Below are 25231 nucleotides of genomic sequence, written 5' to 3' on the forward strand. Positions count from 1 at the left end.
TTTTTCGTCACCTCATCAATTATTTTTGTTTTGTACTTACTCAACAATCGCCATGATATCTTTTCCAGAGACGATCAAATATTCTGTTCCTTCAAATTTCACTTCTGTACCGGCATATTTTTCAAACATTACTTGGTCGCCTACTTTAATAGCTGCAGGAACTTTTTCGCCGTTTTCTAGCAAACGTCCCTCACCCACTGCTACAACTGTTCCAGTTTGAGGTTTCTCTTTCGCTGATGAAGCTAAAACGATTCCTCCAACAGTTTTTTCTTCTTCTTGCGCGACTTCAATGATGACGCGATCACCTAATGGTTTTAACACGATAAATCCCTCCGATAACTCTTTTTTTGAATCCATTAGCACTCTATCACATCGAGTGCTAACCTACATTTTTAATAATACTCATTCTCCTATTCTTTTGCAAGCTTTTTAAATCATAGAAAAAAATTTTTTAAAGAAGGTTGTGAAAGAAGCGTTTTGACCTGAGCAGTAAGATGGAAAATCAGAAAATAGCTCCTCATATTTTTTGATTTTCTAGCTTAATGTTGAAGGTCAGCTTCTTGAACACAGTTTATCTAGGTTGTGAAAGAAGCGTTCAGCACTGAGTAATAAGACAGAAAAATCAAAAATAGCTTTTTCATTTTGGATTTTTTTGTCTTATTATTGAAGTGTTGCTTCTTGAACACCGTTTATTTAGATCGTAAAAATGCCGATCAATACTAACTGATCAGAGAGAAACATCTTGATATGGTATAATGAATAATGGATCATGTTCAGTAACACAGAAGTTGATTAAGCTACTAAGTTTCTTCACTTAAAGTTCAACGAAAGGTTACTTTTCCTATATTATTAGAGCAAGAAAGAAAGTTATACTTGGCTTTTCTCTTAGCTCAAGGAGGTTTCATATGTCATTAAAAAAATATAGCTTTTTTAGCATTTTTTGTTACGGACTAGTGTTTGTCTCGCCTTTACTTCTGACATCTGTCGGACTTGTAAATTCAACGTCAGGTTTGATCAATGCAACAACAGTTACGTATATCTTAGGTGCAATCATTCTGTGGTTCTTGTACCTCAAGCATAAAGAACCGCTCGAAATCGAAGCAAACGTTCCAGTTGCTTCTCGCTCAAAAATCATTTTATATGGCGTCATTGGTATCTTTATCGCTCTGATTTTACAAAGTATTGCGGTTATGATCGAGAGTTTCTTTTTTGGAGAAGTCTCTCCATCTGAAAATACGCAAAATATTATCCAACTGATTTTAGATACTCCTGCTTTTATTATTGCTACAACTATTGCCGGACCAATCATGGAAGAATTTGTATTTCGTCGAAGTATTCTTGGCATCGTTGGTCACTATACCAACTTTTGGATAGGTGCAAGTGTTAGTTCCTTGCTCTTTGCATTAGCACACAATGATGGGCATTTACTCGTCTACTTCTTTTTAGGATTTTTCTTTAGTTTATTATACCGATCCACTGGGCGAATCTGGGCACCAATGATCACCCATATTGGTATGAACACTCTAGTTGTCATTGTACAATTGGCATTGCAACAAGGTTTACTGTAATATAATAAAAAAAGCCTGTGACTTTCATCATCAGGCACTCCCTATAATAAAATAAATAGTATTCAGGAGGTAACTCCTTATGAAATAAGCGGTAAAGCCCAAAAATTCCTTCAAATTTTCGGACTTTACCGCTTATTTCTATGAGCTGATCACTTCCGTCACAACTGATTGATCAAATTGAAAATAATTCTGTTGCAGCATCCGGGTCAGTGTCGTACACATTGAAATCATATCCCACACCTAGATCTTTTTCCTTAAGAATATTTTCCATAGTCAAATGGGCCAATTCTTTCATATTGTTTTCTTTACTTAAATGGCCTAAATAGATTCGTTTTGTACGATCGCCAATTACATCAGTCATCACTAACGCACCATCTTCATTCGATAAATGACCACGATCGCCTAAAATACGTTGTTTCAAATTCCAAGGATAAGGCCCCATACGCAACATCTCTAGATCATGATTGCTTTCCATCAAGTACCCATCTGCATTTTCAATGATCCCTCGCATATGATCACTACAATAACCTGTATCCGTCAGCATGACAAACGAACGATTCTCTTTATGGAAACGATAAAATTGTGGTGAAGCTGCATCATGAGAAACACCAAAACTCTCGATATCTAAATCGCCAAATGTTTGGACTTTCCCCATCTGAAATAAATGTTTTTGTTCAATTGGGACATTTCCGATCATCGGAGTCATTGCTTCCCATGTTTTTTCATTTGCATAGATATCTAAATGGTACTTACGCGCCAAAACACCTACCCCATGAATGTGATCTCGATGTTCATGTGTCACAAGAATACCGTCTAATTGATCGGGCGTCCGACCGATTTGTGCCATTAAGGAAGTAATTTTTTTCCCACTCAGTCCCGCATCTACCAGAAGTCGCTTTTTGTCACTCTCGATATATAATGAGTTTCCTGAACTTCCACTTGCAAGGATACTGATTTTAAAAGCTGTATTTCCTTCAGCCATTTTACTACTACTTCCCTTCTTACTTTGTAAACTTTTTTCATTATACCTACTTTTTTAATGATCTTCCACCTTTGGGATCGAATTATTTGTAATAATCGTATTACTAAATGCATTGACTGTTTCGATCTGATAGGTCTTATCCGGCGTTTCAATTGCGACATACCATACCGGTACATACACATTTTTCTCTCGTACTTTCAAAATACGAGAGTAAGCCAGCTGACGCCAAAGGATATTCGATCCTCGAGAGATTTTATTATTTACATACAATGTATTAATAGCTTCTTCTTCCGTATGCAATTCTGTTTTTTCTCGCAACTGTTCAATATTCATTAAATGGGTTTGAGTATACTTCAAAATGCGATACTCATCCCCCTTTTTTTCGAGGGAGAAAATAAGTTTAGCTGTATCATCATAGAATGGCAATCCTTCATACGTTTGGCTCGCTGTGATTTCAGGAGAATCACCTTCTAATACAGAGAAATTTTTCATATAGATATATTCATTACCAAATAAAACATCTTCTTCGTTATCCAAAAAGTCATTGAGTGAACTTGCTATGCGATTGGGATCAAGTACTTTGCTTTCAGATTCAGAGTCCGATAATGTTTTAGTCAATATATTATCATTGATCGAAACTCCACTCTCTAATAAACTACCTCGATTATTATCTTGGCGATACTTGAACAACGTTTGACTCAGTTCCGTTTCTTCCGCACTTAAATAGTATCCTTGCTTACTTTCTGAAGAAAAATCACCCGTATAAGTAATATCATCATTTGCTAACCGTTTTTTGATCGATTCTGTCTGATCTGAGCGTATTACCGTATGCTCTTGGTTGATCGATTCATGGTAACTACTAAACAAAAAAACATTCAATCCTAAAAAGGCGACGAAGAAAATCCATTCAATTTTTTTGAAATCCATATTTACTCCGCCTCCTTCTCAGGTAGTTTGGACAATAATTCATTTGCAGAATACCATTCTCCTTGATATTTCACATACCACTCTGGCAATAGATCAACCACCCGATTTGTTTCTTCGATGTTTTGCCATGTATAGCCAACAATAATCAACTCGATTTTCGATTCTTCTGCCCCATTATCTACTAATTCCTGATATACATCGTCGGTACTAGGCAACTCGACTTCTTCATCTGAAGGAATCGGGACTTGGATAGTATTTAAACTCGTCTGGATACTTACTTGATTATTCACTTGCTCATTACCGATTTCGATTCCAACTTTTCCTTTACTGTCTGAACCAAATACGGGAAATCCTTCTACAAAAATACGATAATCGATTGTATTCTTATTACGATCAAAATATCGAACATTGCCTAACGCGCCACCTAGTTTGCTGACATAAGGAAAACTGTCCGTAAAAATATTGTTTGGTTCATCAATCGTCGGTAAATCTCCTCTAAAATCGACGATCTGATTTTCTGAATGGATCGTCATTGTTTCATTGCCATCATAAAAAATCAATTCCATACTTTCATCATTGTTTTTAACAGTGTCTGGCTGGGAAAAAAAAGCATTCCGAAAGACGGTGTATGGTTGCTGAGATAAGATATAACTGTATTTTTTTAGTTTCATTGGTTCTTTGATACTGTGCTGTGTTTCAATACTTTCTGGCGTTCTGAATACAGGTGTCCAGTTGACATCTGAAGAATTCAAATCATGTTCTATTTCTTTCCAATCCATCGATAGACTGGCTTCATAAATCGTCCGCTGATCATAATCAATAAAACTAACTTTTTCGTCTTTTAGATCAAATTGGACACTCGTAAAATAGACATCTTCATTTTGGACTGAACCTAGATCAATATTCAATCCAAATGCTTTCACATAGCCACTGAGTAGATAAGGTGCGTTATAAGAGAATTCGATTCCTTCATTGAGAGACTTCTTTTGATTGAACTTCTCTTGGTCTGCTTCCACGACTTCTGTCAGCTTGCCAAAACGAGCACCTTCGATCAACCCATGTATTTGAGAGATCAGGTTCTCACTATTCGTTTCTTTCACTGTATCTGTTTGAAACCATGTGAGGTGTAAAGGCAAATAAATTTCTGATGCTTTACGATAGCTTTGTGATTCAATCACTTGTGAATTGCTCTCTTCTAAGTTGATTGAAATTTTCCCTGCTGGACTCAACCAAATTGCATAAGAGAAGTACAGGCTTAATGCAACCATCAAGATCAAACCAATTCGTATAAATTTTTCAGAAATCTTCATTCCCACCATTCCTCCTCATACGGTTCATAAGGTAAAGAAATATAGAAGGTTGAACCTTTTCCCTCCTTACTTTCTGCCCAGATTGCGCCATGATGTGCTTTCACTACTTCGCGAGAGATTGCTAAGCCTAATCCTGTTCCACCTTGCGCTCTAGCTCTTGCTTTATCCACTCGATAAAAACGTTCAAATACACGATTCAAATCTTTTTTAGGAATACCTAGCCCTTGGTCTGTAATACTTAAAATCACATTGTTATGTGTTTCAAGCAACCGGCAAGTAATTGTTCCCCCATCGGGTGAATATTTGATCGCATTATTCATGATATTGTCAATAACTTGGATGATTTTATCTGTGTCGATCTCGACCCACAGATCTCGTTGCGTAAATTCTCGACGGATCGTATAATTTTTTTCTTGATTACCAACCATCATATCAAAACGATCTAACACAAAATTAACGAGTTCATTAAAATTGACATATTCTAATTGTAATTGAGTATTCCCCGTATCCATGCGAGATAGATTCAGTAGATCATTGATCATGCGGATCATACGATCGGTCTCATCTAAGGTCACTTTTAAAAAGTTCGGTGCGACTTCTTCGTCCTTCCAAGCACCCTCACTCAGTGCTTCGATATAACTACGCATACTTGTTAAAGGCGTACGCAACTCATGGGAAACGTTCGATACGAACTCACGACGTTCCCGTTCTGTTTTCTCTTGTTCCGTTACATCATGTAAAACTGCAACCAACCCACTGATAAAGCCAGATTCTCGACGGATCATCGAAAAATCGACGCGTAAAATCATCTGGTCAGCTTCTCTCGCTCCAGTTGATCGATCTAAAATCATTTCATTCGGATCTTCTAACAGTTTTCGTAACGTGTATTCTTCTTCAATTGCTAAAAGAGTCAAGATTGACTGTCCGATTGCTTCTTCTTTTTTCAAGTCTAATAATGAGACAGCCATATCATTGATCGTAATGATCTTCCCACGACGATCGGTTGCAATAACGCCATCTGTCATATGTGACAAAACGCTGTCTAACCGATTTCGTTCAGCTTCCATCGTATCTTGCGCTTCCTCGATCCGTTCTGCTAATTGGTTGAACGTTTCAGCCAACTGACCTAATTCATCTTGACCATGGACCTTTACTTTACGGCTATAATCACCACGCGCAATGCGGATCGCTTGCTCACGCATTTCACCGATCGGTTGCGTAATGGAACGTGCGACCAGAACAGACACAACCATTGAGATGAATGCAGCAATTAACGAAGCAGTAAAGAAAATCAGTGCTGTATTATTGATTTCTGAATATTTTTGTTCGATATCACTTTTGACGTAAAGAGCCCCGATGACGGCGTCGCCGGTCGGGGACAAAATCGGTTGAATATTGATATTTACTCGTTTTCCGTCATCATCTAATGCGACATATCGTTTGGTTGTAAAATCATTCATATCGACGTAATCATTCTTTTTGCCGACTGAACCTTGTTCGCTTACCTCTGTCGTTGCTCGAATGATGCCTTTTTCATCCACGACACGAATCTCAATGATATCACTTGAAGCACTGGTCTCAATAAAACGTTTGATATTCCCATTGACATCATCGATAGTCGCACTTTCATTGCCTTTCCCATTCAGTTCTGGACTGATCGTTGTCGCTAATGTTTCGACTGTTTGGTTCATATCTTTGATAAAGGTATTGATCGTTGAACGTTCCAATCCTCTAATAAAATAAGCACCTATAATTTCAATTGAGATCAGTAAAATCAAAATAAATGTAATAGCTATTTTGAAGTTTACTGATCGAAAAAAACGGACTTTTCCTTTCATCCAATTACTCCTGTTCTTGATTACGCAAGTAATACCCTACGCCTCGGCGTGTAACTAAATAGCTAGGATGACTTGGATTATCCTCGATTTTTTCACGCAAACGACGAACGGTCACGTCTACTGTACGAACATCACCAAAATAATCATAGCCCCAGACGGTTTGTAACAAATGTTCCCGTGTCATGACTTGACCAATGTGTTTTGCTAAATAAAAGAGCAGTTCAAACTCACGGTGAGTCAATTCAATCGTTTCGCCACGTTTCGTCACCATATACGCATCGGGATGGATCGTTAAGTCCCCAATGATCAGTTCAGAAGGTGTGACTTCTTCCACTTCTTTGGTAGCAGAAGCGCCACGTCGAAGATTTGCTTTCACACGTGCCACTAATTCACGATTAGAGAACGGTTTGGTCACATAATCATCTGCTCCCAGTTCCAAGCCTAACACTTTATCGATTTCAGAATCCTTAGCTGTCACCATGATGATCGGCATATCAAACGTTTTTCGTACTTCACGAGCCACTTCTAAGCCATCCATTTTTGGCAACATCAAATCTAGTAAAATCAAATCAGGTTCCACTTCGGCTACTTTTGCTAAAGCTTCTTCCCCATCATATGCTGTATAGACGTCATAGCCTTCTTTTGCTAAGTTAAATTTGACGATATCCGAAATCGGTTTTTCGTCGTCGACAACTAGTATTTTTTTCATAAAGAGCCACCTCTTAGTTAGTATTGTCATTCTGCTCTATTATACCGCATTTCTTATCAGGTTTCATCTTTCTAAAAAAATAGGACGTTATTGATAAAAATTGCATGATTGAACAGGCGGATTCAGATGCCTACAAACCTCCACGAATCCCACTTGTCGCTTATCAAAGTATGCAATTAGATGATTATAAAAATAAACCGCTAACTCGGAAAAGTTATAGCGGTTTATTCTTGCTCCATTGACTAAAGATCCATATAGGGTAGCTCAAATCAAATATTTCATACATAAAAAACTATTTCGATTATTGAGAGTCTCCAGAAAACATGCCAGTGATCGAATCCCATATGCCACTAAAGAATCCTTTGATATTTTCCCAAAGCCCTTTTGATTTTTCTTGAATTTGCTTGCTTGCCTCAGTCAAGTCTAATTCTTTCACGAAGTCTTCAAAAATATTTTTATCTTTCATTTCACTCATCAACGAAGTTATTTCTGTGACTTGATCGCTTGTCATTACATCTTCTAGTCCATTATCCTTCAGAGCTTTTTCTACTGTCGTTTGAATATCCGCTTGTGTCAGTGCTTTGCCATCAGCAGTCTTAGCTGCTAATTCTTCTTTTGCTTGCTCCTGTGCTTTATTTAATGCTTCATCGGAATAGCCATCTTTGTCTTTGTTTTCTTCTGTGATAGACGATAAAACAGCCATCTCATTTTGAGCCACGCTGACACGGTCTTGATTAATGATGCCCCCTGACTCTTCTACGATTTTGTACACACCAGCTAAAGCACCTGAACCATCGATTGGTACTGCAGATGCGACCGTCAATTTTGCATCGGTGATCCCAGCTGTTAACGCTGCATTTTGATACTGAGCGGCTGTGATTCGTGTGATATTTTCTGGTGTCGCGATATCAACAGTGATCCCTTCGCCTTCAGCGAGCGTCTGCATACGTACAGAACTGTAAACTGCCCAGTCTTTGGTAAAACCACCGTCAGGAATATAGGACATCAAGTCTGTACCGGACGTTTTATAGATCGGTGTTTCTCCTTTGATCCCTAATTTATCTAATGTATAAGTTTCTTGTTCTTTCGTTAACGCATTACCAATTGCTACTGCATTGATCTGTAATCGTTCACTAGAGCTGGTTGTCGTTGTTGAATCGGAAGAATCCGTAGCAACTGTCGAGTCAACCGTTCCTGAAATTGGGACAATACTTTGCGTTGTTGCCGTCTCGTCTGCTAATACGATTGGTGTTGCTAGTAAAACTTGGCTTGAGACCAAGAGAGTGGCAATAAGTTTTGTTTTCTTCATACATAACCTCCATGTAGCTGTTTTCTGTTTTAAACATTGTACTATAAGGTCTATAAGATAACCTACACCTCAAGGCTGATTTGAAAAGAATCTTATACTATCTTTTAAGATTACGAGTGTTTTCTTAGCTATTCCAAACTTTTTAGACTTTATCTTTCATCAAAAAGCCCAACCTCCGAATATATCCGAGTGTTGGGCTTGGGCCATCTCCTTATTCTTCTAAGCTTCCTAGTTTACCATTTGTATGAATCGATTTTTAATAGCGTAATTGCAGCAGGATCGGCGATTGATTTTCTAATACTTCTGTTTCAGCAAAGATAACTTCTCCTCCATAACGCATGACTTCATAAATGATTTCATTTACGATATCTTCGACGTAGCCTTCGTCACTCGGTGAGATATCTACTAATTTGACTTGATGATCTCTAATCACTGCCTCTTGATAGTAGGCGTGATCCACAATCAATTTTTGTCCTTTTCCTTTAATTACTTGTCTGTAGATATTGGCTACATCACGCTCTACACGCCCTTGGTTTTCCATCCCTACTATAGTGTGTAGTATCGTCTCTTTTTGATGACGAATATATTCTTGAATCACCTGATTTGCTTGCTCTCCTATCGCCAACTCATTTTCGCCACTATCAGCTGTAAAGTTCCCATAGATTTCTCCAACAATCAGTTCATCTTTATGTGAAATCTGTTTATATGTCGCAATATTTTCTGTTGTTCCAGCTAAAATGATTGGGCGTGGATGACGATTCAAATAAGGTTGTAACTCAGAATCAATCCATTTGAAGAACTCTTTTTTGTAATTCGTTTGAACACTTCCCATTGAATTCAATACGCGGTCTTTTGTCCAGTAGCCTTTATTCCTGATTGGGAAATGTGCGTCTTTCACTTCTTGTATCAGCATATCATCTACATATTCTAGTAGACGTGAACAATCCATCCCAATCGTTAACACATAATAATGGTTCATTTTACTTTCACTTCGTAAGATTTCTTTTGTATGGAAATACGCATCAATAACAAATTGACTCTCCAACACAAACGGTACTTCGATTTGTTCATTGACGCTTGGCGAAATAAAATAGACAATGCTTCCTCTTTTATGCGTAGGTTGAAAGTCTTTTAACACTTGATCGATTTTACGAATCGTTGTTTTCGCCGCTGTTGCTTCCCTTTCTTCTAACTCTAAAATAATCTGTTTTACTAGATTTTTTAATACTAGTTTATATTTTTCAGCACTTTTCTCGTCATTTGGCATCCCTAACATGATCGTTACTGCTGGATTTTCTCTGTGGGCACTTAATTCTAAATAATTCATTTTTAAACTCCTTCTTTCTACCTAAAAATAAACTGGCATAGTGATCAATCGATATGATCCGCATTTCTATGCCTACTTTAATGATATTGGTTAGAGCGATTCTAAGGTCAACCTAATTTTTTATACAAAATCAAAAATGCCGGAATAGTGTTTTTTCTTCTCCAAAAACTCTTGAAGCATGTTCCATTAAATTTAAAAATTAAATTTCCCCATAAAAAATCCCGCCCTAGAGAAGTCAGACCAATATCTAACTTCTAAAGAGCGGGATTCTATTTGCGATTCTTTTAGTGTCCACTATTTTTTTCTAATTATTTTAGATAAAAAATAATACTGTTCTTTGATGATCACTTAGCTTCGATCATACTATGCTTCAAGTATTTGCACACCAATCCCTAATAAACCTGGGCCAGTGTGGACCACCAATGCCGGTGAGATTTGTCCAAAATAAATCTCTTGGGCATTAGGGAATTCACGTTCAAAGCGAGCCTTCATTTCAATTGCTTCTTCTTCCGCTGCACCATGTGCGACTGCCAAGTTGAAGACTTTTGCATCCCCGACAGCTTCTTTCACATAGGACATTGTTTTGTCTAGACTTTTCTTTCTGCCTCGTGCTTTACCTACTGTATAATAGATGCCCTCTTCATTACAAGAGATGATAGGATTCAATTTTAAGGCATTTCCTAAAATTGAGGCAACTAGACCGATACGTCCGCCTTTTTGCAGGTATTCAAGTGTTGCTACATTGAAAAAGACTTTCGTGCGTTCAGCTAATGCAACTAATTCATCGATCAGCGTGTCCCATTCCATGCCTTCTTCGATCCATTTTGCGGCTTGGATTGCTGTAAAACCAGCGCCAATACCAATATTTTTAGTATCTAATACATGTGTTTGGATTCCTTCTTGTTCTTGTGCGACAAGACGAACCACATTATTCGTTCCGCTCAAACCACTTGAAATAGTGATTGCTAGAACTTTATCATAGCCATCATTTTTGATTTGATCAAAAATTTTAGTGATTGATTCTCCATCAGGTAACGAGGTACCCGGAATTTCCTCAGGTAAACGCTTATAAATCTCTTCAGGAGTAATATCGACTTTATCTGTATATTCTCTATCTTTATAAATGATTTTCAAAGGGATCACATAAATATTGTACATATCGATGATTTCTTGTGGCACATCTGTTCCTGAGTCTACTAAAATCGCAATCTTATTCTTCATTTTCTGTCTCCTTTTTTGCCTCTTGTAAATATTCGCTTTCTAAACTGATTGTTTTTTCTGCTAGTAGCTTCATTGCAAAAGAAATCGTCGCTGAACGTACAGCAACATATTCTAATGGAAGTTCTTGATTCAATAATTGTTCATGTTGTTTTCCTTGGGCTAATTGACTGACCATTCGTATCGCATTTTCTTGTTCATCACAAAAAAGATTGTATGCTTCACGGATGCCCACTGTTTTTCCTTGAAACAAAATTCCTTCTTTGATTTCAGGAATTGTCAACACTTGTTTAAGTGTTGTGATAGCAATCAGAAATGCCACATGTTGTTTGTTGTATCGCTTTTTGATTGGCGCCGGTACTAAACCTAGTTTCACATAATTATTAACCATTGAAGAAGTTAACAAAGGATGTTTTTCTCCTTGGATAACTGGTGATAAATGACGATCTACTAGTGTCTTGACTTGATCCATGTATAGCTCCAAGTCTGGAAGTTCTTCCCAATGTGGTAAATGAAACGTTTCGATACTGACAGCCCAATCAATTAATTGCTGGCGCATTTTTTCCATTATGAAAGCTCCTTTAGTGTTCTCATTAACATCTTATCAAAGTTTTCAAAAACATTCAATCTAGTTACTCAAACTAGATGTATTAATAACAAAATCAAACATCAATATCAAGCGTTTAAACGAGGATTGTTCTAGATTCTTCTTGGAATAAAAAAAAGACCCGCCATTTTCATGACGGGAAAAGGAGTAAAAAAATGAAAAAGTGTTATGGGTTGTTCTTTTGCAAGAACTTTATTGGTTGGGATACATTTATCATAACGGTCATTTATGAATAAACTATGAATGAATTTCTAGGAAGTAGTAAAGTTTTCGTAGATTTTTTATTGTACGTGCCTTGCATTTTAAAATGCTTAGTGCTACTATAATAAAGTACTTTTTCATACGGGCCGTTAGCTCAGTTGGTAGAGCAGCTGACTCTTAATCAGCGGGTCGCGGGTTCGAGCCCCTCACGGCCCATTGGGTGCCAAACCCACGGAACAGGTAAATGTTGGTGCGAAAGCATTTCGAAAACATTTATGCTGTTCCTTTTTTGTTTTAAACCTTTTTTAGATTACCTTGAAAAAGGTTTAAAAGGGATTCCTTATCCCCGCTTGATCATTAAGATGCTTACATGATTATCATTATCTTCCATACTTACCTATTTTCCCCCAACATTTCGCCTCTAAGTAGTTAATCTATGATCTTTTCAGTAATCAAAATACTTCAGTCTAAATTCTTAAAATGAATTCCCACTTTTCGGGTATCTTTCAAAGATAGATTGCCACCATATCTTTCAAAAATATTAGGAACCTTTTGATTCAAAAAAGACACACTCCTTATCCAGTTAACTTTAAACTAAATTAATTACACTTCGTGATTTTGTTATTAACAAAGTACAGTAGATTTTAGTAACTATTTAAGTCATTTCAAAGCCTTACACTTTTTCTTTTCATTTTCTACTTCAACTCCATCTTTTACCATATTGGTGAGGATCAGTGGTTCCTTATTTTTTCTGATCCAAGCGCCAGTTACCCTTATTTGAGTTCGATCCATTTTTTTCAGTTATTTTTGTGCTGAAGTCATGAGGACGTGACATAAGTTAACTAGTTACGCTTTCCAGATTTGATTTTGCACAACTTATTAGTCCTTATTGAAAAAGAGTCAGATTCTTGCTTGTTTCGCATTAGTAAACAAAAAGGTTCGTAAGTTCTTTCATACGACTTACGAACCTTTTTCGCTTTTCTCTCTCATAAGCAGACTCACTACTTCGCGTCACTTTTTCTCAGTAGCGATCATTCCACATACAATGTCACAAATTTTGCGTGGTCAATCTTTTCAAGATTGACGGCATTCTTTTCCACTAGAAGTGCTTCTTTCTTAGCTTCTTTTAGATTGACTATTTCTACTACGTTCACTGGATGGTTGAAAGTGATAGTCGCATGCCCCACTTCATCTAAAAGCCCATTGTATAGACGCAAAATGTAGCCTGAACGCTCTTCCGACTTTTTCAATACACTCAAGGTTAAATTACCATTGATCTCAAAAAGACTAAAGTTTGTCGGCAAAGTTGGCTCAACCGATCCCAAAGTAAAAATCAATCGGGAATTCAGGAATTCTGCGTATTGATAAAGAGTGATCGGTGTTGCTGCTTGTTTGGCACATTGTGCAACATTTGCTTGATCAAATCCCTGAGCAAAGTAAGCAATGGAGAAATCAAAATGCATTGTTTTATGGCACTGTGCAGCTGGTGTCTCAATCACTGATTCTCCTGAAGCACGCCCTGGACGATACAGTAGATTCTCTTTCCCCATAAAGCCATAGGTCCGGAAAATCGTTAAGCGAATCGTATCAAACGCTTCCCCCACAATCTCATATTCACGTACCCCTTGAGGCATGACTGCTACGCCATGGGACGCATCGAATAAACCAACAAAGGATTGACAAGTTTCTATGGCGATCGGTTGCTCATTCCATTGCTCTTTATTGGCTTCCCAAAGGGCCATTTCTTTTTCAAATACAACTGGGCGCTCCAACGTACCAAACTGTTGGTCAGCAAGTGAAAATTTCGAGGAAATCCCAGTATTAAATAGCACACATACCCGATGGCTGTCCACTTGTTGGTTTTCAACCGTTAATTTGAAATCAATTTGTTGTGATTGTTTTTTCAACACAATCGTCAATTGGATCGGCAGTAAAGATGAGACTTTCTTTTCTGCACGTTCAGCTAAATCCTTCGGAACCTTCAACGTGTAAGCTACATGGATTTTCTGATAAATCTCTGATTGCTGAATGGTGATCGTTGGTTGCGCATCAATTGATGAAATCACAAAATCTTTCACAGGTGGTGAATAATTGAATGAATCACCATCGTCGCCATTTTCTTCAATGATTCCTTGGTTTTGGTAAAGCACTTGATTGGTTTTATCAAGAATATCCAAAGAACCATTGTTATTGACAGTGATCTGATAGTACTCATTTTCAACCGTATTGGTTTTGACATCCTGCAATGGTGCGCTTGTATCACCTTTCAAATCAACCGTTAGCTGGGTATACCCCATACTCGGCACATCCGTCGTTTCTAAGGCAATTTTCGCTTTATAGACTTTCTCCGGCAAATAGATTTCCTTGACTGGATTCAAAATATTTCCTTGATTCAAAACATACTCCGTTTGGTCGGTAAGCTCTAAAATCGTATAAGGCAACGCCTGACCAGCTTGATCAAGAATCGCAAACTCTTTTTGTGGCAAATAAACCTCTGCTTCAATGACCCCATTGCGCCTTGTATCATAGGTATTGAAGAGCGTGAAAGTAATTTCTTGTGCTTGTGGGTTATTGATTGCAATAGAAATCTGTCGTAAAGTCAATTCGACAAGATTCATGGAAATATCTCGCGCTTGCTTATAGCGCATATAGATATCTTCATTGGTCGTATCAGAAACACAAGAACCAATCGAATCATGCGCCGCATTTTCAAACATCAACTTCCAAATCTCTATGACTGTTTCCACGGGGTACTCAAAGCCTAATTGCATGGCCATCGTCAAGATAGGCTCCATGACATTGACTAAGTAATGTTGGATCTGAGTGTTCATCGCCTTCAAATCAGGACGTGAAGAAAAAATCGTTTTATGGATTCGCATCAATTTGCCATTGATCAGTTCACCGGCGATTTCTTCCAACTCAGGATGGCGTTCTTTGACTGCGGCAATGTATTTTTCAATCGTTGAAAACTGTAGCTCATACTCATCCTCATAAAGTTGATTCATTCGATCAACTAATTCTGGAAGATTTTCTCTGACTGGTGCTTGGTCGAAACCATTTGGAAAATACACTTGATCCGTAGCACTGCGTCCCCAAGTCGTTTTAAACGGTTCTTGATGTAAGAACTCTGCTAATTCTGCTTCTCGTTCAGGAATAGCACCGCCAATGTAGTACCCACTTGGGATCTGGTAGACATTGACCACCGAACCATCTTCTCCACGCCATGTGTACTCTGTATGTTTAACGTCGTCATCACTGACACCACGCCAAAACATCGTATCATTGATGTCAAACTCACGATAGATTTGTGGCATACTGGCTGCTTGGCCGAAAGAATCTGGGACGTACCCAACATTCATGTATGTCCCGAATTCTTCACAAATTTTCATGCCGTATAACATATTCCGAACAATGCTTTCTCCCGAGATCACTAATTGATCGGTTTGAGTGTACCATGGACCAATGATCAACTTCCCTTGTTGAACAAGTTGTTGAATCCTTTCTTTGTCCTGCGGGCGCCACTTCAAATAATCATCTAACAGCGAAGCCTGTCCATCTAAAATGAAGCTCTCATAGAGATCATCCTTTTCTAGTTGTTCAATGACTTTTCTTAAATCGTGCATCAAATAGATTTTCGAGCGACTTGTAGTAAAATACCATTCGCGATCCCAATGACTGTGGGGTACGACATGTACTGTTTTTTTCATTCAATCATTCCTCTCCCGTGATTAAAAAAGGCACGTAACGATAGTTGTCGTTCGTGCCTATTAATTTTTCTTAATTTTTTACCATCTGGTACGCATAATTTGTTCCTTTCATAAAATACTTCGAATTTTGAAAATCGTTTCTCTTCAAATACTCTTGTTTTCTTACCCAAGTTTTTGTCATTGTCATACAAGCTAAAAGCGTTCTTAGAAAATCATCTGCTCGTGCCTTTTCTTTCACTACTATTTAGCTAATCGGCTTTGTTACTCAATTTTCAAAGCTCAATTCGATATCATCGAGCGTAATGTCTTCTTTTTGTTCTTCTTGCTTATTGAAATTCACAAATAAAGGAGCGACAAAACCGATGAAAGCAGCTCCTGCAAATAGTCCAATCAAATACGCCCAACCGTTCCCAACGGTGAAGAAGCCGTAGATCCCTCCAACTGGTGGCATTTTGTCATACATTCCTAACGCGATCCCCAAACCTGAAGCGATTGCTCCTCCCAACATGTTGATTGGTACGAGCCGTAATGGATTGACTAATGTAAAAGGAATTGCTCCTTCTGTGATTCCAATGAAGCCCATAATAAAGTTATTACGACCAGCATCTAATAGCTCTTTATTGAATCGATTTTTGTGGAACAAAGTGGCTAGGGCATATCCAAATGGCACCGCACAAATCGCAACATTTACAATAATTGCTGGTAAATACACTCCTTCAGCTAATAAAACATTTCCTGCCATCCAAGCAGCTTTATTTACAGGCCCCCCTAAGTCAGAGCCAATCATTGCCCCCATGATGACTGCAAGCAAAATTTTGTTGACGTCGTTTTCAATCATGGTTCGAATCCAATCAACCAAGCTAGTATTGATCCACGCCAATGGCTCAGAGAGTAATGCGCCCATGACGATCGCTACGGATAATGTAGCGATCAAGGGTAAAATGACCAGCGGCATCACTCCTGCAAATGACTCCGGTAATTTGATATGTTCTTTAGCCCACTTCACTAAGTATCCTGCTAAGAACCCAGCAATAACTGCCCCTAAAAAACCAGCATTTGTGCTGGAAGCGACTGCACCGCCGATAAAGCCAGCCCCTAAAGCAGCTTTATCTCCAACAGAATACGCTATAAACCCAGCTAAGACAGTATTGATCAAACCAATTCCTGTCCACCCTACTTGTTCAATCAAATAAAGCGCATGTTTAAAGCCTTCAGTGCCAGCATAAGGATCTAAGCTTGTTATCCCCATACCAAGAGCAATCATTTTCGGAATGGCAACAACTAGTGAAGCGCCAATAATCAACGGCAATACAAAACTAATTCCACTCATCAAGTGGCCTTTTACATCTGCTAGAACTCTTTTCATCATCCTTGCCTCTTTCTTTTAGTTTGCGTTTCTTTGTTCCACAGCTGCGACACATTTCTTTAGCACCGCTTCCGGTGCTTTGATACACGTATTGATATTTACCCGAATTTGCGGTTTTCCTTCAAACCGTTCCATCCCAACAACTTTTTGATCAGTCGCTAAAAGCAAGAAATCTGCTTCTTTTGCTTCTGCTGCAGTGATCTCGTTGACTTGCCCTAACGAACCTTGCTGTTCGATTTTGACCTCATAGCCCAGTTTCACACCAGCTTTTTCTAAAGCTTTTGCGGCCATCGGTGTATGTGCCAATCCTGCTGGACAGGCGGAAATCCCTACTATTTTCATATGATTTTCTCTCCCATCATTTCCTTTTTGATCAATTCTGCTAAATAAGCTTTATCTTTTGATTGTTGAATCTGCTGAATGAATATCTCTTCAAGCAACGCTGTTGCTAGGCGACTCAACATTTGTAAATGCACCGTTCCTTCATCTTTTTTAGGAACCATCAAAGCAAACACATTTTTGACTGCAGAATCATCGAAGGTTTCCCATTCGATAGCTTGTTCTAAGCGAATAAACAAAACGGTCGGTTCCAAAACCGGTTCAGCTTTTGCATGAGGAATAGCAAAGCCTTCTTGTAAGCCGGTTGAATATTGTGCTTCCCGTTCAATGAATGCCGCACATGTGTCTGCTGCATCGGTAACGATCCCGGATTCATAGGCATGATTCGCAATTACGTGAAACAGTTCTTCTTTTGATCTAACAGCTACATTCAAAAGAATATTTTTTTCCTGAAAATCCATCTCATCTGCTCCTTTCCTTTATTCTGAAACCATCATAGTAATTCGTGTGGTTTATTTTCTGTACACGTTTAATTTACGGTTTCTAATACACGATGTAAACACATCAAATTTCCAGTTCAAGTGGCAATCATTAGTAAAGCGTTTTCCAAGATGACTGCCAACTCTTCTGGAAATTTTCAGTACTAGTGAAGCATTTCATTCTTATTCTTTCTATTGTATGATGGGGAAGAGCACGGAGGTGAAACAATTGTCAAAACTTGCTTATCAGCGATTAGATGATTTATTGGAAGTATTAATTAGACAAACGGTGCCGCTACCAATGAAGGAACTAACGAAAAACTTCTCGATTTCTGAACGAACGGTTCGGACAGACATTGCAAATTTGAATGATTTATTAACAAACGTGGGAGCCTCCATCAAGTTGATTCGAGGGCAAGGCTATTTGTTGTCCATTGGTTCAAAAGAGCAATTTCATGACTGGTGGACAGAAAGTATGTCGACCACAGAGTCCTTTTTAACCACTAGTGAAGAACGACAAACCTACCTACTTTTCCTATTATTCAAGAATGAAAACCCTTTATCCTTGGATGATTTTCTTGATCGGTTATTTATTAGCAAAAACACCTTTTACTCATACTTAAAAACGGCTAGAGACAATTTAGCCACCTATCACTTAAAAATAGTAAATCGTCCAAATATTGGCTTTGAAGTCTTGGGTAACGAATTCGCCAAGCGTCAGGCTATCAGTGATCTGTTGATTGAAAAAGATCTACAAGAGTACTTGATCGGTTTTACAGAAATGGAACTTGAGTTGTTTGATACGATCAATCTAGTCCACTTACAAGAATTGGCATTAAATCATCTGTCATCCTTAGACTTGTTAGACTCTGACTACTATCATAAAAACATTCTTTCTCATTTTGCTTTAGCAATCAGCCGCTTTATAGCTGGCCATACGATCAACGAATTTCCCTTGCACGTGCCTGCGCTCAAAAAAGACGCTCAGAAAGTAGTTGGTCATTTCTTAGAAGAAATCGATCAGGCATTTGATATAGAATTGACTGCAGGAGAAAAACAATACTTTATTTACTATCTTGCGATGAATGCACCACGTTTAGTTGAAACTGGCGATGCAAACGATTCTTCCACAGAAACTGCTAAAGCCATCGTCGAAGAATTACTAACTGCGATCAAACAGACGTCAAACTATGCATTAGAGACAGATAAGATGCTAATAGAAGATCTGACTTCTCATATAGAAGGTTTTATCAATATGAATCTGATGGATGCACGCCGCAGCAATCCATTACTGGCAACGATCAAAAAATCTTTTCCACAGGCTTATGATTTATGTTTGACTCATTTAGAAACGGTAAGCATGAAACATGGTTTTTATTTTTCTTCTGATGAGATCGGTTATATTGCTTTGCACATCGCAGGTGCTATGGAAAGGAGTTCCCTCAGAAATCATCATAAACATCGCGTCATCCTTGTTTGTGGAACCGGTCGAGCCATGAGCCGTATTATTGAAGCGAAAATCATCAAGCACTATCAAGAAACGATCGAAGTCGTTGATCGCTTTTCTTATGTTGAGCTACAACAATGTGATCTTTCTGCGATTGATTTTGTAATTACAACAGTTCCATTAGAGCAGTTTTCTGTTCCTTCAATTTATATCAACATGGCCAAACTAGACAAGGAAATTAGCAAAATCGAATCGTTCATTGAAACGCTAAGCGAAGCAAAAAACGGCATCTATTCATTGTTTCAAGAAACATTTTTTCTTCATGAAAATCATGCAGATAAAGAGACCCTGTTAAAGAAAATGGCACAACAATTGTACCAAAAAGATTTTGTGCCAAAAGATTTTTATGACAGTGTGAAGAAACGAGAAGCAATCAATCAGACGAATATCAACGAGTGGTTAGCTATCCCCCATCCCATGACATTGATGGCGAAACGCTCGGTTGTATCAGTGGCAATCATTCCTAATGGCGTTGATTGGGGAAATGGTGACTTGGTTAGATTTGTCTTTCTCTTTGCGATTCAAAAAAACGAATATGAAGATACAGAAGAAATCTATAGTCTTTTATTAGAGTTGATGGATCGTGAAGATGTTCAACAAGCAATCTTGCAAAAAAGTGATTATCATCACTTTTTGAGTTGTATGAAACAATTATAAAAAACTGGGATCACCGCTAGTAGCTTTACAGGTCTAAATCAATCAGATGACTGAAACAGTCTAAAATTTGGCACAATGATTTTATTAGCTAGAGCGGTTGATGTAACACTGCATGTATTCGTTAAATAGTTACAAACAAAAAAGAGTCTTCTGCCAATTAAATGGTTGAAGGCTCCTTCTATGAAATCAACTCACTGGGTTTTCATACTTGTAAAGCAATCATTTTTTTGATGGTATGAAGTACAGCATCTTCATCGTTCGACTTTGTCACAAATTGCGCAACTTCTTTGATTTGCTCAAAGGCATTACTCATCGCAAAGCTATAAACTGCACGTCCTAATAATTCCATATCATTTAGACCATCACCAAATGCCATGGTTTCTTCTGGTGTGACGTTGAGGATTCTTTGCAGTTCTGCGACTGTCGTCCCTTTGTGGACATTATGATTGGAGATATCGATCCAAGCAGCTTCTGAAGCAACAATATAGGCTTGTTGTTTAAATTCTTCTAACTGTTTGACATGCTCAAAACATTTTTTTTGTGGATCAAAAACGGTGATTTTTACAAAGTCTTCTGCCATTTCCTTTAGACTCTCAACCGTCTTAACCTTAGCATAGGAGCGACGAATCACTTTAGCTTCTTCTTCAGGTACAGTATTTTTGATGACTGCTGCACTCGGTGTGCAAGCGATGATCGTATATTCATCAGAGATTTCCTCTAGTTTTTGAAGGATTTCAGTTCCGACTTTATTTGGCAATAAAGATTCGTAAATATATTCATCTTTGTGCTTGATTCTAGTAGCACTATCTCCTAAAATCCATAAATCTTTTGAAAACTCTGGACCGAATAATTCTTCGACACGTTCACACTGTTTGCCCGTACACGGTGCAAAATAGATATTTTGTTCATCCATAAGCGCTTTCACTTCTGTATATAAATCTTTATCAAACGCTCCTTTACTATTTAAAAATGTTCCATCTAAGTCCGTTAATATCAATTTGATCATCTGAGACCCTCCTAATTCTATTTAATTAATCTCCTTTATTAAGTTTTTCAATTAATAGGTGGACGTCAAGTATTAAATGAGAGAAATAGGTTGGTTTGACTATTACAGCTACATATTTACATTTATACTTGCGTCCGCTATACTTAATTAAATAACTTAATAAAGGAAAACCTCAATAATGACAATCAATAAAAATCTAATACGTCAAACAAATTTAAATCGAGTGATCTCTTTACTATTCCAACATCAAAAACTATTTTCTTCCGAAATCGTAGAAGCAACAAAGATCAGTATGGTGACGACCAATTCCTTGGTGAAAGAGTTGGTGTCTGAGGGTTTTTTATTTGAACATCCTAACAAGCCAAGAGAGATTGGTCGTCCAGCAACGCAATATGAATTCAATTATGATAGAAAACATTCACTGCTCTTTGTTTTTCGAGAAGAAAACAAGCAATTATATGTAGATATTTTTACGATTGACTTAAAAGGGGACCGATTAGCAAAGCATACACAACCTTTTTATGAGATCTCTCCTTCTGCCTTCCAACTGTTGCTTTCCAATCATTTGAAGAGCGCATCAACTATTTCCTCTATTGGATTTTCAATTCCTGGTAAAATCTCAGAGGGCGTAATCACTTCTAGTTGGTATAAAAAAATGGATCGTTGGCCTATCCATCAATTGATTGAAGAAGTGACTGATCTTCCTTACTATATCCAAAATGATGCCCATCTTTTTACGATCGGTCATTGTCTTTTGAAACAACTTCCATTATCTGAAACGATCGTAGGCATCTATTATCCACAAAATAGTATGCCAGGTGTCACGTTACTTGCCAAATCAGCTTTGATCGAAGGACATGACTCGCTAGCTGGTGAAGCAAAATATTTCCCTTTATTCTTAGATCAAGGGAGTCCTGATACACCTGTTGAACTTGCTAAAAATCTTTCTTCTTTGATTATTACGTATAATGCTTTGATTGCTCCAGACAAGTTCGTCTTAGCTATTGACCCAGATATTAAGCCGCTCGTAGAGGAAACTTTAGCGCAAAATCGTTATTTGCCGAAACAGCCCAATGCTCCTGTATTCAGCTATCTGGATGATTTAGAAAGCAGTATCGTTTTAGGACTGCATTGGCTGATGTATCACCATACGCCTTTTGATCTCGCATACTATTGAATTTTTCACAAAAAAAGTGTTACCGAAACATCTCATTTGTTTCGGTAACACCTTTTTTATATGGTATTTAATTTTTCCAGCTTGCAACTTTTTCTTGGTTCTTATCGATCCATTCTCTTGCTGCTTCTTGTGGATCTTTACCATTGTTGATTTCTAACATGACTTCTTCCATGTCTTTTTCTGTCCAGTTGAATTTGTCCAACACAGCATATGCTTCTGGTTGATCTTCTTTTAAGCCTTGGCGGACGATGGTGTGTATTTCTTCTGCATCTCCCATCGCATTTTTTGGATCTTCTAGATATTTCAAGTCATACTTTGCAAACATCCAGTGTGGCGTCCAACCAGTAAAGACGATTGGTTCTTGATTTTTGATTGCTTGTCCTAATGCAACCGTCATCGCACCTGAAGAAGAGGTCTCAACTGTCCACCCCTCCAGATTTGGATATTGGGCAATCGTATTTTCTGCAGCATTCACCACACCTGCGCCAGGTTCGATACCGGTGATTTTTTTGCCTGCTTCATCGGTTAGATCAGCGATCGAATTAACCTCCATATATGCTGGAACAGCTAATCCGACTTTGGCACCTTTCAAGTTTGCACCTAGATCATCAACTTGATCTTTGTATTGTTCATATTGAGAACCATGCGTCTTCGGTAACCAAGCAGCCACCATCCCATCTGATTCTCCTTTTGCAACAGATTCCCACATGATCGAATTATCAAGAGGGGTCACATTGACATCGTAGCCCATCTCTTTTAAGACTTCTGCTACGACATTCGTTGAAGCAACTTCTGTATCCCATTCCACATAAGAAAGATTGATGGTGTTTGTTTCTTTTGTTGAAGAACTAAAACTTCCAATACCGATCGCACCTAATAAAACGACGACTACTGCACCAATGATCAATCCTTGATGCTTTTTATTTTTTTGTTTAACCGTACCTGCTGCTTTTTCGTGATTCGGTTGATTCAAATGTTGTGTAAAACGATCAATAATAATCGCTAGGATTACTAATGCTACCCCATTTACAAAGCCATTCCCAACTTGTGCACGTTGTAAAGCGGAAAGAACGCCACGACCTAAACCAGGCGCTCCGATCATTGAGGCGATAACAACCATAGAAAGGGAAAGCATAGTCGTCTGATTGATTCCTGCCATGATCGTACTTTTTGCTAATGGTAACTCAAGCTTCACTAGCTTTTGCCAACTCGTACTACCAAATGAGTCAGAAGCTTCCACTAACTCGGTTGGTACTTGACGGATACCTAGGTTCGTAAAACGAACGGTTGGTGGTAATGCAAAGATCACTGAAGCAAATACCCCTGGAACCATACCAATTCCGAAAAAGGCAACTGCTGGGATCAAATAAACAAAACCTGGCATTGTTTGCATAAAGTCAAGAATCGGTTTAATGATTCCTTGTGCTTTACCATTTTTTGCCATTAAAATACCAAGAGGTACACCAATAATGATCGAGATCACACTAGATAGTAACACTAATGTGACAGTATTCATCAAATCTGACCATAATCCTTGATTATAAATGAACCATAGGCCGATCAACGTGAATAATGTCAACCCCGGACGTTTTTTTGAAATAAAGAATGCTGCGACTGCCATTAAAAGAATAAATAATGGTGCTGGTATCACTAATAAAAGATTCGTGATAGCTGTCATCACTGCTTGACCAATCGTTTGAAGGAATGAGAACAGTCCTGCGAACGTTGTTGTCAACCAATCAGTGATCGTTTCGACCCAGTCAGCGACGGGTACTTGATAGTTCAATAAATTATTCATGTTCGCTCACCTCACTAGTTGCTGATAATGCTTCGATCACGCTACCTCGGATAACAACGCCTTTTAATTTTCCGTTGTCAACCACTGCTAATGGAGTTGGTGAATCATAAATAATATTGAAGATATCACTAACAAGCATATCTTTCCCAATCACTGTGACATTTTCATCAAGGAAATCGATTAAAGGACGTTTTTGACGTCTTGCTTCTAATGCTTGATCTGCTGTAATGATCCCTTTTAAGTTTCGTTTCTTATCAACAGCCATCAACATGCTGACTTCTTCGTTACGCATACGTGTCAACGCAACGTTTGGACCATCTGATTCGATATTTGTTGTTAATGCTGGCACCATGATGTTTTGAGCTGTCAAGACTTTCGAACGGTCCACTTCTTCAACGAACTCTCTCACGTAATCATTGGCTGGATTTGTCAATATCTCTTCTCCAGTACCGATTTGCATGATTTCGCCATCCTTCATCAACGCAATGCGATCGCCGATACGCAATGCTTCATTTAAATCATGTGTGATGAAGATGATCGTTTTTTGCACATTAGATTGTAGTTCCAATAATTCATCTTGCATTTCACGACGAATCAATGGATCAAGTGCTGAGAAAGCCTCATCCATCAATAGGATCTCTGGATCATTTGCCAATGCTCGGGCTAACCCTACACGTTGTTGCATCCCCCCAGATAATTGACTAGGATATTGATCTTTAAAGGATAACAAGCTTGAGTTCTCTAACGCTTTTTCTGCTTTAGCTTGACGTTCTTCTTTAGGAACACCGCGAACTTCAAGACCATATTCTGTATTTTCTAAAATCGTACGATGCGGGAATAGACCGAAGTTTTGGAAAACCATGTTGATTTTGTGACGACGAACTTCACGAAGTTCTTCTTTGCTAAGTGTTGAGATGTCTTCCCCATCAATCAAGATATTTCCAGATGTAGGTTCAATCAAACGATTCAATAGACGGATCAAGGTTGATTTCCCACTCCCAGAAAGACCCATGATCACGAAGATCTCACCTTCTTGTACATCAAAACTCGCTTCATATACCCCGACAGTTGCGCCAGTTTTTTGTAAAATCTCTGTTTTCGATTGGTGCTTTTTCATCATTTCCAAAGCAGTTTGTGTTCGTTTACCAAATATTTTCGTTAAGTTTTTGACTTCTACTTTTACCAAACAAATTCTCCTT

At 38.2% G+C, this 25231-nt stretch carries 20 protein-coding genes and 1 tRNA gene; 4 read left to right on the top strand and 17 right to left on the bottom strand.

The features are described from left to right. Window positions 1-36: 36 nt before the first annotated feature. The gene (gene groES, locus CYK55_RS11280) at window positions 37-321 is read right to left on the bottom strand and encodes a co-chaperone GroES (protein ID WP_019723198.1); all 285 of its coding nucleotides are present in this window, start codon (window positions 319-321) and stop codon (window positions 37-39) included. 584 nt (window positions 322-905) lie between these two features. Between groES and CYK55_RS11285 the strand changes: the two genes are divergently transcribed. After that, complete coding sequence (locus tag CYK55_RS11285) at window positions 906-1568, top strand: CPBP family intramembrane glutamic endopeptidase (RefSeq protein ID WP_034687001.1); 663 nt, start codon at window positions 906-908, stop codon at window positions 1566-1568. Between the two features lie 172 nt (window positions 1569-1740). Here the strand turns inward: CYK55_RS11285 and CYK55_RS11290 are convergent, their stop codons facing one another. From CYK55_RS11290 to CYK55_RS11330, 9 genes are all read right to left on the bottom strand, one after another. Continuing rightward, window positions 1741-2550 (bottom strand): MBL fold metallo-hydrolase, encoded by an 810-nt coding sequence (locus CYK55_RS11290; RefSeq protein WP_034687003.1) that lies wholly within the window; start codon window positions 2548-2550, stop codon window positions 1741-1743. 54 nt (window positions 2551-2604) lie between these two features. Then, complete coding sequence (locus CYK55_RS11295) at window positions 2605-3477, bottom strand: two-component system regulatory protein YycI (RefSeq protein ID WP_034687005.1); 873 nt, start codon at window positions 3475-3477, stop codon at window positions 2605-2607. 2 nt (window positions 3478-3479) lie between these two features. Beyond that, window positions 3480-4787, bottom strand: a complete 1308-nt coding sequence (locus tag CYK55_RS11300; protein ID WP_034687007.1) for a YycH family regulatory protein — start codon at window positions 4785-4787, stop codon at window positions 3480-3482. Beyond that, window positions 4784-6625 (bottom strand): cell wall metabolism sensor histidine kinase WalK, encoded by a 1842-nt coding sequence (walK, locus tag CYK55_RS11305; protein WP_034687009.1) that lies wholly within the window; start codon window positions 6623-6625, stop codon window positions 4784-4786. The genes CYK55_RS11300 and walK overlap by 4 nt, the downstream gene beginning before the upstream one ends. Window positions 6626-6629: 4 nt before the next feature. Next, window positions 6630-7334: a response regulator YycF gene (gene yycF, locus CYK55_RS11310; protein WP_019723593.1), complete on the bottom strand. Its 705-nt coding sequence runs from the start codon at window positions 7332-7334 to the stop codon at window positions 6630-6632. A 301-nt stretch (window positions 7335-7635) separates the two neighbouring features. After that, a complete protein-coding gene (locus CYK55_RS11315; RefSeq protein WP_034687012.1) occupies window positions 7636-8643 on the bottom strand; it encodes a DUF1002 domain-containing protein in 1008 nt (335 codons plus the stop codon). Between the two features lie 256 nt (window positions 8644-8899). Then, complete coding sequence (locus CYK55_RS11320) at window positions 8900-9970, bottom strand: hypothetical protein (RefSeq protein ID WP_126134343.1); 1071 nt, start codon at window positions 9968-9970, stop codon at window positions 8900-8902. A gap of 363 nt (window positions 9971-10333) precedes the next feature. Continuing rightward, window positions 10334-11191, bottom strand: a complete 858-nt coding sequence (locus CYK55_RS11325; protein ID WP_034687015.1) for a DegV family protein — start codon at window positions 11189-11191, stop codon at window positions 10334-10336. Continuing rightward, entirely contained in the window at window positions 11181-11756 is a 576-nt protein-coding gene (locus CYK55_RS11330; protein WP_034687018.1) for a DUF1836 domain-containing protein, read from the bottom strand. Before CYK55_RS11330 ends, CYK55_RS11325 begins: the two co-directional genes overlap by 11 nt. 383 nt (window positions 11757-12139) lie before the next feature. Between CYK55_RS11330 and CYK55_RS11335 the strand changes: the two genes are divergently transcribed. After that, window positions 12140-12212 (top strand) — tRNA-Lys (locus CYK55_RS11335). A gap of 815 nt (window positions 12213-13027) precedes the next feature. Here the strand turns inward: CYK55_RS11335 and mngB are convergent. The 4 genes from mngB to CYK55_RS11355 all read right to left on the bottom strand — a co-directional run bounded on the left by mngB (window position 13028) and on the right by CYK55_RS11355 (window position 17869). Beyond that, entirely contained in the window at window positions 13028-15703 is a 2676-nt protein-coding gene (gene mngB / locus CYK55_RS11340; RefSeq protein ID WP_126134344.1) for a mannosylglycerate hydrolase, read from the bottom strand. Between the two features lie 265 nt (window positions 15704-15968). Next, window positions 15969-17069 (bottom strand): PTS fructose transporter subunit IIC, encoded by a 1101-nt coding sequence (locus CYK55_RS11345; protein ID WP_034687022.1) that lies wholly within the window; start codon window positions 17067-17069, stop codon window positions 15969-15971. 18 nt (window positions 17070-17087) lie between these two features. Then, window positions 17088-17411, bottom strand: a complete 324-nt coding sequence (locus CYK55_RS11350) for a PTS fructose transporter subunit IIB (protein WP_005225262.1) — start codon at window positions 17409-17411, stop codon at window positions 17088-17090. Then, window positions 17408-17869 carry a PTS sugar transporter subunit IIA gene (locus CYK55_RS11355; protein WP_034687026.1) on the bottom strand — a complete coding sequence of 154 codons (462 nt, stop codon included), beginning with the start codon at window positions 17867-17869 and terminating at the stop codon, window positions 17408-17410. Before CYK55_RS11355 ends, CYK55_RS11350 begins: the two co-directional genes overlap by 4 nt. A 247-nt stretch (window positions 17870-18116) precedes the next feature. Here CYK55_RS11355 and CYK55_RS11360 point away from each other — a divergent pair, with 247 nt between their 5' ends. Next, window positions 18117-20051 carry a BglG family transcription antiterminator gene (locus CYK55_RS11360; protein WP_034687028.1) on the top strand — a complete coding sequence of 645 codons (1935 nt, stop codon included), beginning with the start codon at window positions 18117-18119 and terminating at the stop codon, window positions 20049-20051. 202 nt (window positions 20052-20253) lie between these two features. On the opposite strand, the gene CYK55_RS11365 is transcribed toward CYK55_RS11360, so the two are convergent. Beyond that, a complete protein-coding gene (locus tag CYK55_RS11365; RefSeq protein ID WP_034687232.1) occupies window positions 20254-21057 on the bottom strand; it encodes an HAD-IIB family hydrolase in 804 nt (267 codons plus the stop codon). A gap of 178 nt (window positions 21058-21235) precedes the next feature. On the opposite strand from CYK55_RS11365, the gene CYK55_RS11370 reads away from it, so the two are divergent. Next, window positions 21236-22234, top strand: coding sequence for an ROK family protein (locus tag CYK55_RS11370; protein WP_034687029.1), 999 nt, complete (start codon window positions 21236-21238; stop codon window positions 22232-22234). 67 nt (window positions 22235-22301) lie between these two features. Here the strand turns inward: CYK55_RS11370 and CYK55_RS11375 are convergent, their stop codons facing one another. Both CYK55_RS11375 and CYK55_RS11380 read right to left on the bottom strand, forming a co-directional pair. Then, window positions 22302-24032 (bottom strand): ABC transporter permease/substrate binding protein, encoded by a 1731-nt coding sequence (locus CYK55_RS11375; RefSeq protein ID WP_126134345.1) that lies wholly within the window; start codon window positions 24030-24032, stop codon window positions 22302-22304. Next, window positions 24025-25218: a quaternary amine ABC transporter ATP-binding protein gene (locus CYK55_RS11380; protein ID WP_034687032.1), complete on the bottom strand. Its 1194-nt coding sequence runs from the start codon at window positions 25216-25218 to the stop codon at window positions 24025-24027. Before CYK55_RS11380 ends, CYK55_RS11375 begins: the two co-directional genes overlap by 8 nt. Window positions 25219-25231 lie beyond the last annotated feature (13 nt).

The organism is Enterococcus mundtii (assembly GCF_003957375.1).
In the GTDB taxonomy this organism is placed as follows: domain Bacteria; phylum Bacillota; class Bacilli; order Lactobacillales; family Enterococcaceae; genus Enterococcus_B; species Enterococcus_B spodopteracolus.

Bases quoted from the DNA above. Each gene is read 5' to 3' on its own strand.
- CYK55_RS11295 (WP_034687005.1), bottom strand. From the start codon at position 3,477: ATGGATTTCAAAAAAATTGAATGGATTTTCTTCGTCGCCTTTTTAGGA.
- CYK55_RS11345 (WP_034687022.1), bottom strand. From the start codon at position 17,069: ATGAAAAGAGTTCTAGCAGATGTAAAAGGCCACTTGATGAGTGGAATT.
- CYK55_RS11365 (WP_034687232.1), bottom strand. From the start codon at position 21,057: ATGATCAAATTGATATTAACGGACTTAGATGGAACATTTTTAAATAGT.
- CYK55_RS11330 (WP_034687018.1), bottom strand. From the start codon at position 11,756: ATGGAAAAAATGCGCCAGCAATTAATTGATTGGGCTGTCAGTATCGAA.
- CYK55_RS11300 (WP_034687007.1), bottom strand. From the start codon at position 4,787: ATGAAGATTTCTGAAAAATTTATACGAATTGGTTTGATCTTGATGGTT.
- CYK55_RS11315 (WP_034687012.1), bottom strand. From the start codon at position 8,643: ATGAAGAAAACAAAACTTATTGCCACTCTCTTGGTCTCAAGCCAAGTT.
- yycF (WP_019723593.1), bottom strand. From the start codon at position 7,334: ATGAAAAAAATACTAGTTGTCGACGACGAAAAACCGATTTCGGATATC.
- CYK55_RS11285 (WP_034687001.1), top strand. From the start codon at position 906: ATGTCATTAAAAAAATATAGCTTTTTTAGCATTTTTTGTTACGGACTA.
- CYK55_RS11375 (WP_126134345.1), bottom strand. From the start codon at position 24,032: ATGAATAATTTATTGAACTATCAAGTACCCGTCGCTGACTGGGTCGAA.
- walK (WP_034687009.1), bottom strand. From the start codon at position 6,625: ATGAAAGGAAAAGTCCGTTTTTTTCGATCAGTAAACTTCAAAATAGCT.
- mngB (WP_126134344.1), bottom strand. From the start codon at position 15,703: ATGAAAAAAACAGTACATGTCGTACCCCACAGTCATTGGGATCGCGAA.
- CYK55_RS11290 (WP_034687003.1), bottom strand. From the start codon at position 2,550: ATGGCTGAAGGAAATACAGCTTTTAAAATCAGTATCCTTGCAAGTGGA.
- CYK55_RS11355 (WP_034687026.1), bottom strand. From the start codon at position 17,869: ATGGATTTTCAGGAAAAAAATATTCTTTTGAATGTAGCTGTTAGATCA.
- CYK55_RS11370 (WP_034687029.1), top strand. From the start codon at position 21,236: ATGACAATCAATAAAAATCTAATACGTCAAACAAATTTAAATCGAGTG.
- CYK55_RS11325 (WP_034687015.1), bottom strand. From the start codon at position 11,191: ATGAAGAATAAGATTGCGATTTTAGTAGACTCAGGAACAGATGTGCCA.
- CYK55_RS11320 (WP_126134343.1), bottom strand. From the start codon at position 9,970: ATGAATTATTTAGAATTAAGTGCCCACAGAGAAAATCCAGCAGTAACG.
- CYK55_RS11350 (WP_005225262.1), bottom strand. From the start codon at position 17,411: ATGAAAATAGTAGGGATTTCCGCCTGTCCAGCAGGATTGGCACATACA.